The following is a 17,206-nucleotide window of genomic DNA, read 5'->3' on the forward strand; positions in this document are numbered from 1 at the left end:
TTCATATAGCTTTTAGGATTCTCCTTTTAGTTTACCAAAATTGAGTGGTCAACGGGGGAAAAGAAACAAAAAACTAATTTAGGCAAACATTAACATACTAAAAAGCAGACAGAGGCAAACAATAATTAATGCTCCTATTACTGAAAGTGAGGGATTAGGATGGCAGATGAAAGAGACACGAAAGTGCAGGAAGCTCTTCAAAGTGCAAATATTGGCCAAGATATTCCCAATTCTCCTACATCATATCGGGAGGAAACAGCATCAGAAATTGCCGCACCTATTAAGGCCCATTACACATTGAAAAAAGATGACAATACCCCTAACATTGGTGCTTCTGTTCCGATACGATCTTCAGAATATAGGGAAGAAACAGCAGCGGAAATAGCTGCTCCTGTTCCACTTATTCGAAGAAAGGAACAGACCGGGCAAAAGGAAAATGCTGCAGGTGGTACAGGTCTAGGAACGCTTGCTTTAGTGCTTTCGATTTTATCACTGTTTGTATTACCTATTCTTTTTGGAGCTGCAGGTATTGTGTTAGGTTTTGTTGCCAGAAGAAGAGGGGCCACAGGACTTGGTGCCTGGGCCATTGGTATCGGTGCAATATCGATTGTTATTGGTATCTTTATTCTTCCGTTCTTTTAACAAAACCTGCATAGGAGCAAAAAGAAACCCGGTGAAAATACCGGGTTTCTTGATGTTAATTCGTAATTTTATCTTCGACTGCTTTTTTCTGAAAATATTCTTCGGCAATTTGGTCGATTTCTTTTTTCAATTCTTCAACTAATTGCGCTTCAGGAACCTTGCGGACGATCTCACCCTTCCTGAATAATAACCCTTCACCTCGAGCACCGGCAATGCCAATATCGGCTTCACGGGCCTCTCCAGGTCCGTTAACGGCACAGCCTAAAACAGCTACTTTAATCGGAGCTTTAATTTTTTCAATGTATTCTTCGACTTCATTTGCAATACTAATAAGGTCAATTTCAATCCGGCCGCATGTTGGGCAAGAGATCAATGTGGCCGCGTTAGAAGAGAGACCGAATACCTTTAAAAGTTCTCTAGCAACCTTTACTTCCTGAACTGGGTCTGCACTTAAGGAAACACGTAGTGTGTTACCGATTCCCATGTGTAAAATAGTGCCTAAACCTGCCGCACTTTTTATGCTGCCTGCAAAAAGGGTTCCAGACTCAGTGATCCCAAGATGAAGGGGATAATCGAATGCTCTCGATGCCTTTTCATAAGCTTCAATGGCAAGATTTACATCAGAGGCCTTCATGGAAACGATAATATCATGGAAATCTAAATCCTCAAGAATTTTAATATGGTGCAGCGCGCTTTCGACCATACCATCTGCTGTTGGATATCCGTATTTCTCTAAAATTCTCTTTTCGAGCGAGCCAGCATTTACACCGATTCTAATGGGAATACCTTTCTCCTTCGCGGCTTTTACGACAGCCTCGACTTTTTCTCGTTTTCCGATATTACCGGGATTGATTCTGATTTTATCTGCTCCGCCTTCAATTGCTTTAAGAGCCAATTTATAATCGAAATGAATATCGACAACAAGTGGAATGTTGATTCTTTTTTTGATTTCAGGAATGGCATTCGCAGCCCGTTCATCCGGACAAGCCACCCGAACAATCTGACAGCCAGCTTCCTCAAGACGCTTTATTTCAGCAACGGTTGCTTCAACATCATGTGTTTTTGTTGTGGTCATACTTTGTATAAATAATTCGTTACTCCCGCCAATCGTTAAGTTACCAACTTTAATTGGTCGAGTTTTTGTGCGGTGTAATATTTCACTCACGAGTAATTCGCTCCTTCAAAATGGGATTCGAATAAGGTATATAAAAACAATCCGACTCTATTCTATCAGCCTTTCACTATTTTTGACAAGAATAAGCACTATCCTCTTTATTTTGAGTAATCAGGGAAATGATATGTAGACCCGATTTGAATTTTTTCTGGAGTCTCCCCAGGATTTAATTTTCGAAAGTCCTCGATTAAGTCAGAAATCGATACGGGAAGTGATTTATCCAGTTGATGTTCCACGATAGATAGCACTGTTTCACCTGGTTCAACTTGTGCTTCGAAAGAAGGTATATTTGTTTCTGTTTTCAACTCCGTATTTTGTGTTTCGATTTTAGCATCCACCTGCTGTGTGAATGAGGAAGGCAGGGTGCCAACAGTTAAATCAATATAAATTACATATATGATTAAAACGGCTAATAAGAAACCAAATAACTTTTTCATCGGACAAGCCTCCAAATAGACAGTTTGTACATTGGTATGCTTGTCCGAATGTAAAAAGAACGAGTTAATAAAAAAAACGCCCGCTTTGGGCGCCTCTTAGTTCACTTTTTTGGGTTTTGGAATTTCAATTATGGCTAGGTATAAAACGATGATCACAACAAACCAATTAATCAAGAAGCTGTTAGGAACGGTTGTTTTAATTGCCGCCATAATGGTAAAAAACAATGTTGGTAATGTTTCGCTGTATGCAGCCATTCGCCACAACTGCCTGTAAATTAGTTTCCTACCTAAAAGGTTCTTTAATAATAAACCAATTAGAGCCAAAACCGATACCTCGATAAAACTGCCAGCACATGCAAACAAGTAGATAAACACAGAAACCACAGGGATTATTATCCATTTTATTCCGCCAATTGTGTTAATAAAATCCACAATGTCTCCCTTTGCAATGTTTAGCCCTTCTAACATGGAATAGGGATATGTATCAAATCGGCCGCCTGCAGCTAAAACAAACTGATCTTCTAACATGGCAAAAGAATTTCCCTCATCTTGGATATCATCTGCAGAAATAGCTCCAGTTGGGTCTAAAATAATAGAAAAATTATCCTTATTTAATGTAATGGGCACTTTAGTATCAGCTGTTAGATGCCCGTCTTGAATTGAAAAATCAGGTAATTCGTCAGTAATAATGGTTCTAGCCGTATCGACACCCGTGGTAAGTGCCGTACTTAAGTAAATTACTGACGGCAGAATCGAAATTAATGTTAAAAAGAAAACATATAATATTGTTTTTCCTATCCCTTGGAATCGAAATAAGGCAATATCTTTAGGAGAGTAGATACTTTTATACAATTGCTTGAAAATATTCATAATGACCACCTTTATACATTAAATCACAAATGATTGCTCCAGCATCTATTGTATCTTTAGTAAAGGTTATATACAAGAATGACAGCAACTCAATTTTATTTTTGAAACCTATTCCAAGTTTTAATCGTATGAAGGAAAGTGTACACTGTATAAAATATCTAGAAAAAGTTTTATGAGGGATGGATAAAATGGAATTGGTCTATTGGAGTATCATCATTTTGTTATTTATTGTTGCATTTGTTGGTTTGGTGTATCCGATTGTTCCAAGTGTGTTATTTATACTGGCAGGCTTTTTATTGTATGGAGTCTTTTTTAATTTTCAACCCTTTCGATGGTACTTTTGGTTGATTCAAGGTTTGTTTATTGTACTTTTATTTGTTGCCGACTATATTGCTAATATGATTGGAATTAAAAAATATGGAGGTTCCAAGGCCGGAATCTGGGGAAGTACGATAGGGATTATCGTTGGACCATTTGTTATCCCTTTTTTAGGAATCCTTATTGGTCCATTTATCGGGGCAATAGGAGCTGAATTAATCTTCAACAAAAGAAATTTCACTGATAGTATTAAAATTGGTTTTGGCTCGGTCATTGGATTTATAAGCAGTGTTATTACAAAAACAATTATTCAAATTCTTATGATAGTTTATTTTTTTATTTTAGTCTTGTAAAAAGCCACCTTTCCGGGTGGCTTTTGTTTGATTAATTTAAGCCGCAAATTTCAAAGGAACAATTTTGACAGTCAACTTCTTCTTTTAAATAGTTGAGCTTTTTTATGGTAAGCTTTTGATAATCATAGGTAATGATCTCTTTCTCGCGAAGATCTTTTAAGGCTCGTTGAATAACTTCACGCGTCCCATAGGTTAAATTAGCTAATTCCTGATGTGTTAGGGGCAGATCAATAAGAATTCCATCCTCTGTCTTAATTCCATAAGAATTAGATAAGCGGATGAGGATAGAATATAAACCGCCTTTTTTACCATTCATAATTAGGTCTTGGCATTTCATTTGTGCCTTTAAATAACCTGTACTTAGCCATGCAACAAGAGCGCTCATTGCTTCTGGATCATTTTTAATAAATTCTTCAAATTGTTCCTTCTTGATAAAGATCATTTCACAATCTGTCATCGTTTTTGCGTAAAATTGATAATGAGAAGATGGTTTGAAAAGTTGATACTCTACAATTAATTCCTGGTCATTTAAGATTTTTAAGATAAAATCCTTGCCGCGTAAATGAACTCTTCCAAGTGAAATACTTCCTTTAAGCAATAAGAAAACATACTGGGCAGGGTCCTTCTCTTGAAAAAGAACGGAACCGGCTTTAATCTTTTGAATTGGTTCTTTTTTTTCGTAAAAGTAAACTAGTAAATTATATATGGAATAACTACTTTTCTGCATGGAAAATCACTCCTTAGCACCCTTCTCTTTGATTAAAATAAATTATTAACAAGGTGTCAATAGAGCCTTTACATGAATTGGTAGTGACAAAAGTCGGATATGACAAAAATCGTTGACAGATTGCCCCTTGGATGAAAGGTGACAAATTATCGAATAATTATTAGGAGCGGTAGTGGATTACGTTTTAGTAAAATTTAGAATAAAATCCTTCATTACGGGCATGGTATTTATGTTAAGAGCCTAAGCATTATATTTGAAACTGAGCACTGACTTTGGTATCTTAAAAAGGAAAGCTTTAGAAATATTCTAAATTCTAAGGCTGAAAAATCACCATATACATAGGAGGAATAATCATGGCATTTGAATTACCACAATTACCGTATGCAGAAAACGCACTTGAACCACATATTGACAAAGAAACAATGAACATTCACCACACTAGACATCACAACACATATGTAACCAATTTAAATAACGCTTTAGCTGGTAATGAAGAATTACTTTCTAAATCAGTTGAAGAAGTTATTGCTAATTTGGATGCGGTTCCAGAAGCTGCACGTACTGCAGTTCGTAACAACGGCGGCGGTCATGCTAACCATTCTTTATTCTGGCAAATCCTTTCTCCAAATGGCGGCGGCGCACCTACTGGTGAATTAGCTGACGCAATCAGCAGCAAATTTGGCAGTTTCGAAAGCTTTAAAGAAGAGTTTGCTAAAGCAGCAACTACTCGTTTCGGTTCTGGTTGGGCATGGCTATCTGTGTCTGGCGGAGAATTAGAAGTATCAAGTACACCTAACCAAGACTCTCCATTAATGGAAGGTAAAACTCCAATTCTTGGTCTTGATGTATGGGAGCATGCTTACTACTTGAAATATCAAAACAAACGCCCAGATTATATTTCCTCTTTCTGGAATGTAGTAAATTGGGATGAAGTTTCAAAACGTTACAGCCAAGCAAAATAATAGCAATAGTAAGAAGGCAGCTTTGGCTGTCTTCTTTTTTTTGGATTTGAATAAGTGAATAAGAAAAACTTGCTTGTTAAAGACTACCCATAAGATAAAGGGGAGTTTTTTATGGCAAAAAAATTTAAGATTCTAGGTGATGTTAAACTAACAAAAGATTTATTACTTTTGCTTATTATTGGTGGGTTATATTCATTAAGTGTTGCTTTATCCAATACGTTTGTAAATATTTATCTTTGGAAACAAACGGGTAAGTATTCAGATATCGCCCTTTTTAATTTATCGATTGTTGTTTTACAACTGCTCACCTTCATTTTAGCTGGCCGATGGGCCAAGAAAATTGACAGAGTAATCGTGCTTAGAATCGGTGTGATTTTTTTAGCGCTATTTTATGTCATGGTTTTAATCGCTGGCACAAAGGCTTCTACTTATTTACTTTTATTGGGAAGTCTGTTAGGAGTAGGATATGGTTTTTATTGGCTTGCATATAATGTGCTAACATTTGAAATCACCGAACCAGATACGAGAGATTTTTTTAATGGTTTTTTAGGGATATTATCGTCTGCGGGTGGAATGATTGGACCAATCGCTGCTGGAATCATCATAACTAGATTTGACAAATTCACTGGATATACCATTGTTTTTGGGATGTCGCTGGCTTTATTTGCACTTGCGGTTTTTATGAGTTTTTCCTTGAAACCACGACCATCGGCAGGAAGCTATTGTTTTAAACAGATTCTTAATGAAAGAAAACAAAATGAAAATTGGCGTTTGATTACAAACGCTAACTTTTTCCAGGGACTAAGGGAAGGGACCTTTGCATTTGTCATATCAGTGCTTGTTTATATTTCGACGGGAAGTGAATTGTCTTTAGGTACATTTGGTCTCCTTAATTCAGGAATATCATTTATAGCGTATTATCTTGCGTCTAGGTTAATTAAACAAAAGTTTCGAAAAAAAGCGATTCTTATTGGTGGACTTATCCTATATGCGTCTGTCCTGCTAATTGTATGGGACGTGAATTTTGTCAAATTGTTAATCTATGGCGGGATGATTGCAATTGCCTATCCGCTTTTGCTCGTCCCATATATGTCCACTACATATGATGTGATTGGAACAGGTTGGAAAGCGGCAGAAATGAGGATTGAGTACATTGTAGTTCGGGAAATATTCTTGAATTTGGGAAGGATTGTTTCCATATTATCCTTTTTAGCTGCTATCACTTGGTTTAATGCAGAAATCAGTATACCAATCCTACTTCTTGCTTTGGGTGCAGGGCACACATGCATCTATCTTTTTATTAAAAGAGTACATTTACCAGCATCGTAATGCGATGAGTATTTTATTTACTCACCGCATTTTTCATTTTTCACTGAGGCTTTTATGCTGAAAATGGTAAGGGTTTTTCATAGATAAAAGCGGAATTATCCTTTAAAATAGAGAAAGTGACTTTAAGCCGTGAAAAAAGGAAGTGTTTATATACCTTGAATAATAAAAAGAAAAAAAAGAAGCAACATGTGCCCTTTCGTTTAAACATGTTATTCTTTGTCGTGTTTTTGCTATTTTCTATCCTTATACTTAGACTTGGTGAATTGCAAATCGTATTTGGTGATGATTTTAAACGTGAAATTGAACGTACGGAAGCTATTACTGTTAATAATCCTGTACCGAGGGGGAAAATGTTTGACCGCAATGGGAAAATCATTATGGATAATAAACCATTGAACGCGATTACTTATACAAAATATCAACAAACGGATCAAAAGGAAATGTTGCAAACTGCAGAACGATTAGCAAAAATAATCAATATTGATACGAAAAAAGTTCAGATTCGCGATAAAAAGGATTTTTGGATATTAAAACATCCTAAAGAAGCCGAAGCAAAAGTTACCGAAAAAGAATGGGCATTATATGAACAAAAAAAATTGGACGATAAGCAAATATATAAACTTCAATTAGATAGAATTACTGAAAAAGAAATTAACAGCATTAAAGGTGAAACACTGAGAACTCTTGCCATCTACAGGCAATTTAATAGTGGTTATGCTTTAACCCCACAAATTGTTAAAGTTAATGTTACTGACAAAGAGTTCGCCATTGTTAGTGAAAATTTAGAAAGTTTACCTGGTGTTGATACAACTACAGATTGGGAACGAAAGAGAATTTATGGTGACACATTAAAATCAATATTAGGTGGAGTAACTTCTTCCGAAGCGGGGATCCCGAAGGATCAATTAGAAAAGTATATGGCCCGTGATTACAGCCGAAATGATCGTGTTGGAAAAAGTTATCTTGAATTGCAATACGAAGATGTACTCCATGGTCAAAAGGCAAAAGTCAAAAATGTAACAGATAAGTCGGGAAAAATTCTTTCTACAGAAGTGGTTTCGGAGGGAAAAAGGGGCAAGGACCTCGTTTTAACCATTGATATGGACCTTCAGAAGAAAGTAGAAAATATCATCGAAGAAGAAATGTGGAGTGCAAAGCAAAAACCAAATACCTCCCTTCTAGATCGAGCCTTCGTCGTTTTGATGGATCCTCACACTGGTGAAGTCTTATCCCTAGCTGGAAAACAAATTGGTAAAGATAAACAAGGAAAGACAGTTATGAATGACTTTGCTGGAGGAAATATTACCACTTCGTATAACGTTGGGTCAGCGGTAAAAGGGGCAACAATTTTAACTGGTTATAAAACAGGGGCAATTCAACCAGGTTCTACACAACTCGATGAGCCTTTGAGAATTGCTAGCTCACCAGTAATGTCTTCATGGAGGACATTTGGCCGGATAAATGATTTAAGAGCACTACAGGTTTCCTCAAACGTATATATGTGGAAAACCGTTATAGCAATGGCTGGTGGACAGTATAGACCAAATCAACCGCTGCCATTAGATTATTCTGCCTTTGATACTATGCGGCAGTCATTTAGTCAGTTTGGTTTAGGTACGCGTACAGGGATTGACTTACCTAATGAAATGAGCGGCTTTCCAGGTCCTGAAAGGACTCCTGGTTTACTTCTTTTCCTTTCGATTGGTCAGTATGATACGTATACACCAATCCAACTCGCGCAGTACGTCTCCACAATCGCAAATGGTGGGAATCGTATCCAGCCACATCTGGTTAAGGAAATTCGCGAACCAGAAATGGAAAATAATGAATTGGGTCCTATTGTCGAGGAAATTCAGCCGAAAGTATTAAATCGTTTAGATATGAAGCAATCTTGGATTAAGCGGGTTCAAGAAGGTTTTCGGATGGTCATGCAGGTGGGTGACGGTACAGCTGTAAGTTCCTTTAAGGGTGCAGATTATTCCCCTGCAGGAAAAACAGGAACAGCACAGTCGTTTTATGATGGATCTGATAAATCAAAGCGTGGCACAGAAGTAATGAACCTAAGTCTCGTGAGCTATGCGCCATCTTATGATCCCGAGGTAGCCATGGCTGTTGTCGTACCGTGGGCATATCAAGGAAATAGCGGACCAAGTGTTAATAACAAAATCGGCAAAAGAGTATTGGATGCTTATTTTGAATTAAAGAAAGAACGTCAAAATACAGATAAAAATGCCACCTCTGATCAACAGGAAGTAAATAACGAATAAACCAAAAACAGTAGTCAAGCTGATCATTAATATTACTGAAACACCTGTCTCAATTTGAGGCGGGTGTTTTTTATTATTTAAAGATCATCTACTCTGCATCTATTAAATTTTTTTATGGACAATATATATCTAGAGAATGTTATCGATTTACACAAACTCAACATATCTTTACAAAACCTTTACATTCAATTAAAACTCGGTTAATAGTTTAGTTTTATTCTTAGACATGTAAGGCAGAACAAATAACAAACAAACCAAAATACACAGGGGGAATTAAACAAATGAAAAGCTTTAAAAAATTTGGCCTATTACTTACTCTAGCAGCATTAATGGTATTTGTTGCTGCTTGTGGAGGAGCCTCTACTGATAAAAAAGATGAAGCTGCTAATAAAGATAATAAAACTACAGAACTTTCTGGCTCGTTAACCGTTTCAGGTTCCTCTGCAATGCAACCTTTAGTTGCCGCTGCTGCTGAAGAGTTTATGGCAGAAAATCCAAATGTTGATGTTCAAGTAAACGCTGGTGGATCTGGTACAGGCTTATCACAAGTTGCCGAAGGATCTGTGCAGATTGGTAACTCAGACGTATTCGCTGAAGAAAAAGAAGGTATTCCAGCTGATCAGCTTGTTGACCATAAAGTAGCTGTTGTAGGTATGACAGCAGCAGTTAACCCTAAAATTGGTATTAAAGATATTAAAAAAGAAGATTTAATTAAAGTTTTCACAGGAAAAATTACGAACTGGAAAGAACTTGGCGGAGCAGATCAAAAGATTGTTCTTGTAAACCGTCCGGACTCTTCAGGTACACGTGCAGTATTCAATAAGTTCGCCCTTGATGGAGCAACACCTGCTGAAGGGATTACGGAAGATTCTTCAAACACCGTTAAAAAGATTATCAATGAAACTGATGGTGCAGTAGGTTACCTTGCATTCTCATACTTCACTGACAAATCTGTGACTCCACTTGCAATCGATGGAGTAGAACCAACTGAAGAAAATGTGCAATCTGGTAAATTCCCAGTTTGGGCATACCAACACTCTTATACAAAAGGTGAAGCAACAGATCTTGCTAAAGCGTTCCTTGACTATTTAATGTCTGACGATATCCAAAACACACTATTAAAAGAACAAGGATATCTACCAGTAACAAAAATGAAAGTTGAACGCGATGCTAAAGGAAATCAAAAAAACCTATAAAAACAGGTTGAATAATGAAAGGGTAAATGCATGTTTGCATTTACCCTATTATGACGTATTTTAGGGGTGTTTGGTGCATTATGGAAAAATTAGTTCCTGCAAAAGATAGATTGTTAAAATCTAAGAAAAATTGGCTCGATGGGGAATTGCGCGGGAAAATTCTCGTGATCTTGTGTGCTGTCATCATGATCTCAGCAACCATCTCGATAACTATTTTCCTTGGTTCAAAGGGTTTACAATCTTTTATAAAAAATGGTGTAAGTCTTATTGAGTTCATAACCAGTACCCACTGGAATCCTACAAATCAAGCGAAACCTGAATATGGGGCTTTACCGTTTATTTTTGGTTCCTTTGCGGTAACCTTTCTTGCAGCAATAGTGGCAGCACCATTAGGTATTGGCGGAGCGATTTTTATGACCGAAATTGCACCCTCATGGGGAAGGAAAATTTTACAGCCAGTGATAGAGCTTTTGGTCGGAATTCCATCTGTAGTTTATGGCTTCATCGGGCTTACAGTGTTAGTTCCATTTATCAGGGAATATGTGGGCGGACTTGGTTTTAGCTTACTCTCAGGTACTATTGTATTATCCATCATGATTTTGCCGACAGTAACTACAATTGCAACCGATGCGATGAGTTCACTGCCTAAAAATCTTCGTGAAGGTTCGTATGCTTTAGGTGCTACTCGCTGGCAAACTATAAGAAAAGTTTTAATACCTGCTGCATTACCTACCCTCTTGACTGCTATCGTTCTTGGGATGGCAAGAGCATTTGGAGAAGCTCTTGCGGTACAGATGGTGATCGGTAACGTAAGAGACTTACCAACAAGCTTATTAGACGCATCAGCAACCTTAACGACAATTATTACTCTTAACATGGGCCATACAACTTACGGTAGTGTAGAAAATAATACTCTTTGGTCAATGGGCTTAATTTTATTAATCATGTCGTTTGCGTTTATTCTCCTCATTCGCTACCTTTCGTCAAGGAGGAAAATGTGATGAACAGTAAAACTGCAGATCGGATTGCCACAGGAGTATTTATAGCCATTGCAATCATAATCATTTCTATATTAGTTGGTTTATTTTCATATATTTTGATTAATGGATTTAAACATATTTCGCTTGACTTTTTAACCTCTCCGTCAAGCAATGTACGTGCGGGCGGGGGAATTCGTGACCAATTGTTCAATTCATTTTATATATTATTTATTACGATGTTAATTGCTCTTCCGTTAGGTATTGGCGGGGGAATATATATGGCTGAGTATGCTAAGCCGGGGAAAATTACAGACATTGTCCGTTCTTGTATAGAAGTTCTAGCCTCTTTACCATCCATAGTCATTGGGATGTTTGGTTTATTAATGTTCGTTAATTTAACAGGCTGGGGCTACACCATTTTAGGAGGAGCCTTAGCCTTAACGGTTTTTAACCTGCCTGTAATTGTAAGGGTGAGTGAAGATGCGATCCGTGCTGTCCCAAGTGATTTGAAAGAGGCTAGTCTTGCCTTAGGGATTACCAAATGGCATACGATAAAAACCATTTTATTACCAAGTGCGTTTCCGACGATATTAACTGGTGCGATTCTTGCTGCAGGTCGTGTATTTGGTGAAGCTGCTGCATTATTATTTACAGCCGGTCTTTCAACACCAAGACTCGATTACGCAAACTGGAATCCATTTTCACCTCAATCACCGTTGAATATATTTCGTCCAGCAGAAACGCTTGCAGTTCACATTTGGTCTGTAAATACACAAGGGTTAATTCCAGATGTGGAAGAGGTTTCTAATGGTTCAGCTGCTGTTTTAGTAATATCGGTATTAATATTTAACTTATTAGCTAGGTGGATAGGAAGCATGATTCATAAAAAGGTAACAGCATCAAAATAAGGGGCGGGGAGATAGGATGGTTACAGCATTTAAAGAAGAATCGACCGAAAATCAAGCTGTTCAGTCTAACAGCCAGTTCCAAAAGGAACATATCTTAAAGGTAAATAATCTAGAAATATTTTATGGAGAAAAACGAGCTGTCAATGGGATTTCACTTGATATTGAAAAACATTCCGTTACAGCACTCATAGGCCCTTCTGGCTGTGGTAAATCCACTTTTTTAAGAAGTATTAATCGAATGAATGACCTGATCCCTGGAGCAAGGGCAGAGGGAGAAATCATATATGAAGATCTCAATATTCTGTCGGAACAAATAAATGTCGTTGCTCTCCGTAAGGAAATCGGCATGGTTTTTCAAAAGCCCAACCCATTTCCAAAATCAATTTATGAGAATATTACACACGCCCTTAAATTTGCTGGAATCAAAAAGAAAAGCAAACTTGATGAAATGGTGGAAGTGAGTCTGAAAAAAGCAGCATTATGGGAGGAAGTAAAGGACAGGCTTCATAAATCGGCTTTGTCACTTTCTGGCGGGCAGCAGCAACGACTTTGTATTGCAAGGACGATTGCGATGAAACCGACAGTCATGCTCCTTGATGAACCATCCTCGGCACTAGACCCAATATCCAATGCTAAAGTTGAGGATTTAATTGTTGAGTTAAAAAAAGAGTATTCCATTATTATTGTCACCCATAATATGCAGCAGGCATCACGTATTTCTGATAAAACAGCCTTCTTCTTGAGCGGTGATATAATTGAATATGATCATACGGAAAAAATCTTTACCAATCCATCTGTTAAAAAGACAGAGGAATATATCTCTGGAAGGTTTGGATAAGGGGGAAAAGTTGTGGCAATACCAACATTAACCAGACAAGTATTTGATGTCAAAGACCTGAATTTATGGTATGGAGAGCATCATGCGTTAAAAAACATCAACTTTCCAATTGACAAAAAAGAGGTTACCGCTATCATCGGTCCCTCGGGCTGTGGAAAATCTACATTTATCAAAACTTTAAACTTAATGATTAATATGGTCCCAAATGTAAAAATGACGGGCGAAATTAATCTAAATGGGCAAAATATATTAGACAAGAAAATGGATCTCGTCGAACTGCGAAAACATGTTGGAATGGTTTTTCAGAAGGGAAATCCTTTTCCACAATCTATCTTTGATAATGTTGCCTATGGCCCAAGAGTCCATGGTATCACTAAAAAGAAGCATCTAGATGAGATTGTCATTAAATCACTGATGGATGTAGCATTATGGGAGGAAGTAAAGGATCGTTTAAATGCTCCTGCTTTAGGCCTTTCTGGGGGACAACAGCAAAGGCTATGTATTGCAAGAGCACTTGCAACGAAACCTGAAGTGTTGTTAATGGATGAACCTACTTCAGCATTAGACCCAATTTCTACGTTAAAAATTGAGGAAATGATCTTAGAATTAAAAGAAAAATATACGATTGTAATTGTTACCCATAATATGCAGCAGGCATCAAGGGTTTCAGACAAAACAGCTTTCTTTTTAATGGGTGAATTAATCGAGCTAGATTCAACTTCGACAATTTTTTCTAATCCAAAAGACTCACGGACTGAAGGATATATTACAGGAAGATTCGGATGATGAGGTGTCTACTATGAGTACGAGGACAAATTTTGATAATAATTTAAAAGAATTAAAAGATCTTCTATTAAAAATGGCTGAAAAATCGGAGCACGCAATCCAAGAATCGATGGTTGCCCTAATAAATCAGGATATGGAAAAGGCGAAACAGGTCATTGATGGTGATAATGAAATCGATGAGTTAGAATATGAAATTAATGATAAAGCATTATTATTAATTGCAAGACAATCACCTGTAGCCACCGATCTTAGGAAAATTAATGTGGCATTAAAGGTTTCATCTGAGGTTGAACGTTTTGCAGATATAGCAGTAAATATAGCAAAATCTACCATCCATATTGGCAAGGAAGAGCATTTTAAAGAAATAATAGATATACCAAAAATGATGGAGATGGCCTTAGAGATGGTTTCTGATTCCATAAAAGCCTATTATTCAGAAGATGTTACGTTGGCAAAAAATTGCGCGGAAAAAGATGATGCTGTAGACAAAATGTTTGGAAGCTTAATCCAAGAGTTATTGAGCTATATCCCACAAAATCCAAACTCTACGAATCAAATTATTCAATTAGCGTTTGTATGTAGATTTATTGAAAGAATCGCAGACCATTCAACCAATATCGCAGAGCATGTTATTTACCTTGTGACAGGTAACCGTGTTAATTTAAATGCCTAATGATAAATAGTGTTTATTAAAGATGAGGATTTTTTATGCCTTATCTTTTTTTATTTTAGGCTCTGTTAATCTTAGATGTTGATTTACGCTCCAGGCGCTTCGCTTTCCGCGGGCGGTCCGGGGAGCCTCCTCGGCGCTAAGCGCGCCTGCGGGGTCTCCCCTGCCCCGTCCTCCCGCAGGAGTCTTCGCGCCTTCCGCTCCAATTAACTTGGCTGTAATATCAACAATGACCTTTATCACAGCCTTATTTTACAAGGGAAGGGGATTGGCATTTAATACTAAAGTCTTTCAAGAAACGACAATTTGCGTTTATTGTGCGCGGTTGAATCTGGTGGTACGATTAAATTATCATGTATTAAGCATAATTTGGAATTTGGTGCATATATTGATTGTTTGCAGAAATGGAGGAAGACATGATTAATGAGATTAGTAACCTAAAAGGAGATGGAAGAAATAAAACTAACAATCCATCTACAGATTTTATTCCAATTAAAGGTGAGTTGGCCGCAAAGCTTGTTACCCCCCGCAAATTGCTTCTCTACTGGGAAGTTTCCGATATACCCAAAAAAATGATAGAACTATTTTTTAATCTTAGCTTTGAGAGTCTTATCCCTGTTGTTCGGATCTATGATGTCACTGATTTGGTTTTTACCGGAAAAAATGCTCACCATTTTTTTGAGATCGCAGTTCCTTATCAGAAAGGACATTGGTTCATAAAAGGATTGGTTGCAAATCGCAGCTATATATCAGAATTAGGGATTACTATTTCCAATCAGGAATTTTTCCCCCTATTCCGTTCCAATTCCATTCAAACTCCGATGATGGAAATACCGAATGGAAATGAGATGAATCATGATCTAATCCAACTTAAGCAACATGAAGAGCAGCCGCCAAAGTGGATTGATCATGTTAGTACGTATAGTTATTACGTGGAATCAAAAAACATGGAGAATATGAATGGATAATATATTCTCCCAACACGATGATTTGCATAAAACCCCATCCAATTATCGGACATTAAAAATACTGATGCTTTGCTGGGAATATCCTCCTAATATTGTTGGCGGTCTTTCAAGGCATGTATTTGGATTATCCGATCATTTGGCAGAAAAAGGACATGAAGTTCATGTTTTAACGGCGTTAAATGGTAATCTTCCATCATTTGAAAATATGGATGGCGTAAATGTTCATCGCGTCAAACCAATAAACCAATACGATGATAATTTTCTTTCGTGGATAGGTGGACTTAATTTAGCTATGGCTTTCAAGGCAGAAAAATTAGCTGAGGAAATCCATTTTGATATCATCCATGCACATGATTGGCTTGTTGGTTCAGCCTCGATTGTATTGAAAGAATCACTGAAAATTCCACTACTAGCGACCATTCATGCGACAGAGTATGGAAGGAACAACGGTATTCATACTCAAATGCAACAGTTTATTCATAAAAAGGAACAGCAATTAATTGGCGAATCCGATCAAATTATTGTTTGCAGCGATTACATGAAAGATGTTCTCAACTCCGTCTTTAAGGCGAAAAATGAAAAGATAGCCATTATTCCAAATGGTATTGAACCTGTCTTGAATGAACTAGATACAGAGGAAATATTTCCGGAACTTAAGGATCAGAAATACATTTTTTCAATTGGTAGAATCGTAAAAGAAAAAGGATTTGAAACCATAATAGAGGCAGCTTCGATCGCAAAAGAGAGGGAAATAGACTGCTTTTTTGTGATAGCGGGAAAAGGACCGATGCTCGAAACGTATCGAAGACAAATTAACGTGCGGAATTTAGAAAGCCATATTACATTTGTGGGATATGTTACTGATGAGCAAAGGAATTCACTCATTGCTGGAAGTGAACTAGCAGTCATTCCTAGTTTATATGAACCTTTCGGAATAGTGGTACTTGAAACGATGATCTTAGGTAAACCAACGATTGTATCCAATACAGGTGGGATGAAGGGTATTGTGAAGCATCTACATACAGGATTACTAATGACCCCTGGGGATGCAGAGAGCATGCTCGAACAAATCGACTTTCTAATAAATAATCCACTTAAAGCAGAAGAAATTGGCAAAAAAGGAAGACAAATTGTAATAAGCCTGTATGGATGGAAACGTATTGCATCCGAAACAAGCAGGGTAATGGAAGATACTGTATTGAACAAACGCGTTCATACTGATGCACAAAAAGAAACACCAAATAATTTATAAAATGAAGTGGGTATGAAAGAATATACTGCCATGCCGCAGTGGAAGGTTTTTACAGATCAAATTTGGAGTTCACTTCAAAAGGGGAACTTGAATTATCTTTCGATAGCCAAAGGTCCAGCGGGCAGTATTTTTGCAATGAAAATGACGATAGAGTCGCATGGAATTGCTAAAATGAACACATGGACCATGACAGGTTCCAACAAAAGTGAATTGATTTCAATGGAGGAAGCACTTTTAAAGAAAATTTACTGAAATGAATGAAAGTTTATTAACAAAAAAACATACTAGCATTTCCTTTTAAAAAATGATATTATGGAAAAGTCGTATGAAAGAAATGCTTAATTGTTTGGAGGGAAATAAACATGCGTGTGAATATTACATTGGCTTGCACTGAGTGTGGAGATCGTAACTATATTTCAACAAAAAATAAACGTAATAATCCAGATCGTCTTGAGCTTAAGAAATATTGCCCAAGAGAAAAACGTTCAACAGCACATCGCGAAACAAAATAAACAGTGGGGGCTTCCTG

At 37.2% G+C, this 17,206-nt stretch carries 19 protein-coding genes; 15 read left to right on the top strand and 4 right to left on the bottom strand.

Annotated elements, in window-relative coordinates:
• Window positions 1-159: 159 nt before the first annotated feature.
• Window positions 160-642: a hypothetical protein gene (locus QF028_RS04565; RefSeq protein ID WP_429464367.1), complete on the top strand. Its 483-nt coding sequence runs from the start codon at window positions 160-162 to the stop codon at window positions 640-642.
• A gap of 55 nt (window positions 643-697) precedes the next feature.
• Here the strand turns inward: QF028_RS04565 and ispG are convergent, their stop codons facing one another.
• The 3 genes from ispG to QF028_RS04580 all read right to left on the bottom strand — a co-directional run bounded on the left by ispG (window position 698) and on the right by QF028_RS04580 (window position 3,123).
• Window positions 698-1,798: a flavodoxin-dependent (E)-4-hydroxy-3-methylbut-2-enyl-diphosphate synthase gene (ispG, locus tag QF028_RS04570; protein ID WP_214731935.1), complete on the bottom strand. Its 1,101-nt coding sequence runs from the start codon at window positions 1,796-1,798 to the stop codon at window positions 698-700.
• A gap of 116 nt (window positions 1,799-1,914) precedes the next feature.
• Window positions 1,915-2,253, bottom strand: coding sequence for a hypothetical protein (locus QF028_RS04575; RefSeq protein WP_214998493.1), 339 nt, complete (start codon window positions 2,251-2,253; stop codon window positions 1,915-1,917).
• A 96-nt stretch (window positions 2,254-2,349) separates the two neighbouring features.
• A complete protein-coding gene (locus QF028_RS04580) occupies window positions 2,350-3,123 on the bottom strand; it encodes a DUF1189 domain-containing protein (protein ID WP_429464368.1) in 774 nt (257 codons plus the stop codon).
• A 188-nt stretch (window positions 3,124-3,311) separates the two neighbouring features.
• Here QF028_RS04580 and QF028_RS04585 point away from each other — a divergent pair, with 188 nt between their 5' ends.
• Window positions 3,312-3,794 carry a DUF456 domain-containing protein gene (locus QF028_RS04585; protein ID WP_088088995.1) on the top strand — a complete coding sequence of 161 codons (483 nt, stop codon included), beginning with the start codon at window positions 3,312-3,314 and terminating at the stop codon, window positions 3,792-3,794.
• 31 nt (window positions 3,795-3,825) lie between these two features.
• Here QF028_RS04585 and QF028_RS04590 read toward each other — a convergent pair whose 3' ends face one another.
• On the bottom strand, window positions 3,826-4,521 hold the full coding sequence (locus QF028_RS04590; protein ID WP_429464369.1) for a Crp/Fnr family transcriptional regulator: 696 nt from the start codon (window positions 4,519-4,521) through the stop codon (window positions 3,826-3,828).
• A 353-nt stretch (window positions 4,522-4,874) separates the two neighbouring features.
• On the opposite strand from QF028_RS04590, the gene QF028_RS04595 reads away from it, so the two are divergent.
• From QF028_RS04595 to rpmG, 13 genes are all read left to right on the top strand, one after another.
• Window positions 4,875-5,483: a superoxide dismutase gene (locus tag QF028_RS04595; protein ID WP_088088992.1), complete on the top strand. Its 609-nt coding sequence runs from the start codon at window positions 4,875-4,877 to the stop codon at window positions 5,481-5,483.
• 111 nt (window positions 5,484-5,594) lie between these two features.
• Window positions 5,595-6,812, top strand: a complete 1,218-nt coding sequence (locus tag QF028_RS04600; protein ID WP_429464370.1) for an MFS transporter — start codon at window positions 5,595-5,597, stop codon at window positions 6,810-6,812.
• A 206-nt stretch (window positions 6,813-7,018) separates the two neighbouring features.
• Entirely contained in the window at window positions 7,019-9,079 is a 2,061-nt protein-coding gene (locus QF028_RS04605) for a peptidoglycan D,D-transpeptidase FtsI family protein (protein WP_429472180.1), read from the top strand.
• Between the two features lie 281 nt (window positions 9,080-9,360).
• Window positions 9,361-10,275 (top strand): phosphate ABC transporter substrate-binding protein, encoded by a 915-nt coding sequence (locus QF028_RS04610; protein WP_429464371.1) that lies wholly within the window; start codon window positions 9,361-9,363, stop codon window positions 10,273-10,275.
• 80 nt (window positions 10,276-10,355) lie between these two features.
• Entirely contained in the window at window positions 10,356-11,276 is a 921-nt protein-coding gene (pstC, locus tag QF028_RS04615) for a phosphate ABC transporter permease subunit PstC (protein WP_429464372.1), read from the top strand.
• Window positions 11,276-12,163 (top strand): phosphate ABC transporter permease PstA, encoded by an 888-nt coding sequence (pstA, locus tag QF028_RS04620; protein WP_214713381.1) that lies wholly within the window; start codon window positions 11,276-11,278, stop codon window positions 12,161-12,163. The genes pstC and pstA overlap by 1 nt, the downstream gene beginning before the upstream one ends.
• Before the next feature lie 16 nt (window positions 12,164-12,179).
• The gene (gene pstB, locus QF028_RS04625) at window positions 12,180-13,001 is read left to right on the top strand and encodes a phosphate ABC transporter ATP-binding protein PstB (protein ID WP_410888242.1); all 822 of its coding nucleotides are present in this window, start codon (window positions 12,180-12,182) and stop codon (window positions 12,999-13,001) included.
• 12 nt (window positions 13,002-13,013) lie between these two features.
• Window positions 13,014-13,787, top strand: coding sequence for a phosphate ABC transporter ATP-binding protein PstB (pstB, locus tag QF028_RS04630; RefSeq protein WP_214713383.1), 774 nt, complete (start codon window positions 13,014-13,016; stop codon window positions 13,785-13,787).
• 13 nt (window positions 13,788-13,800) lie between these two features.
• Window positions 13,801-14,460 carry a phosphate signaling complex protein PhoU gene (gene phoU / locus QF028_RS04635; protein ID WP_429464373.1) on the top strand — a complete coding sequence of 220 codons (660 nt, stop codon included), beginning with the start codon at window positions 13,801-13,803 and terminating at the stop codon, window positions 14,458-14,460.
• Window positions 14,461-14,873: 413 nt separating this feature from the next.
• Entirely contained in the window at window positions 14,874-15,425 is a 552-nt protein-coding gene (locus tag QF028_RS04640; protein ID WP_429464374.1) for a DUF4912 domain-containing protein, read from the top strand.
• Window positions 15,418-16,677: a glycosyltransferase family 4 protein gene (locus QF028_RS04645; protein ID WP_429464375.1), complete on the top strand. Its 1,260-nt coding sequence runs from the start codon at window positions 15,418-15,420 to the stop codon at window positions 16,675-16,677. Before QF028_RS04640 ends, QF028_RS04645 begins: the two co-directional genes overlap by 8 nt.
• 12 nt (window positions 16,678-16,689) lie before the next feature.
• Complete coding sequence (locus QF028_RS04650; RefSeq protein WP_429464376.1) at window positions 16,690-16,929, top strand: hypothetical protein; 240 nt, start codon at window positions 16,690-16,692, stop codon at window positions 16,927-16,929.
• Between the two features lie 110 nt (window positions 16,930-17,039).
• A complete protein-coding gene (rpmG, locus tag QF028_RS04655) occupies window positions 17,040-17,189 on the top strand; it encodes a 50S ribosomal protein L33 (RefSeq protein ID WP_066064234.1) in 150 nt (49 codons plus the stop codon).
• The last annotated feature ends 17 nt before the right edge of the window (window positions 17,190-17,206 follow it).

This window comes from Neobacillus sp. B4I6, from assembly GCF_050434045.1.
In the GTDB taxonomy this organism is placed as follows: Bacteria; Bacillota; Bacilli; order Bacillales; family Cytobacillaceae; genus Neobacillus.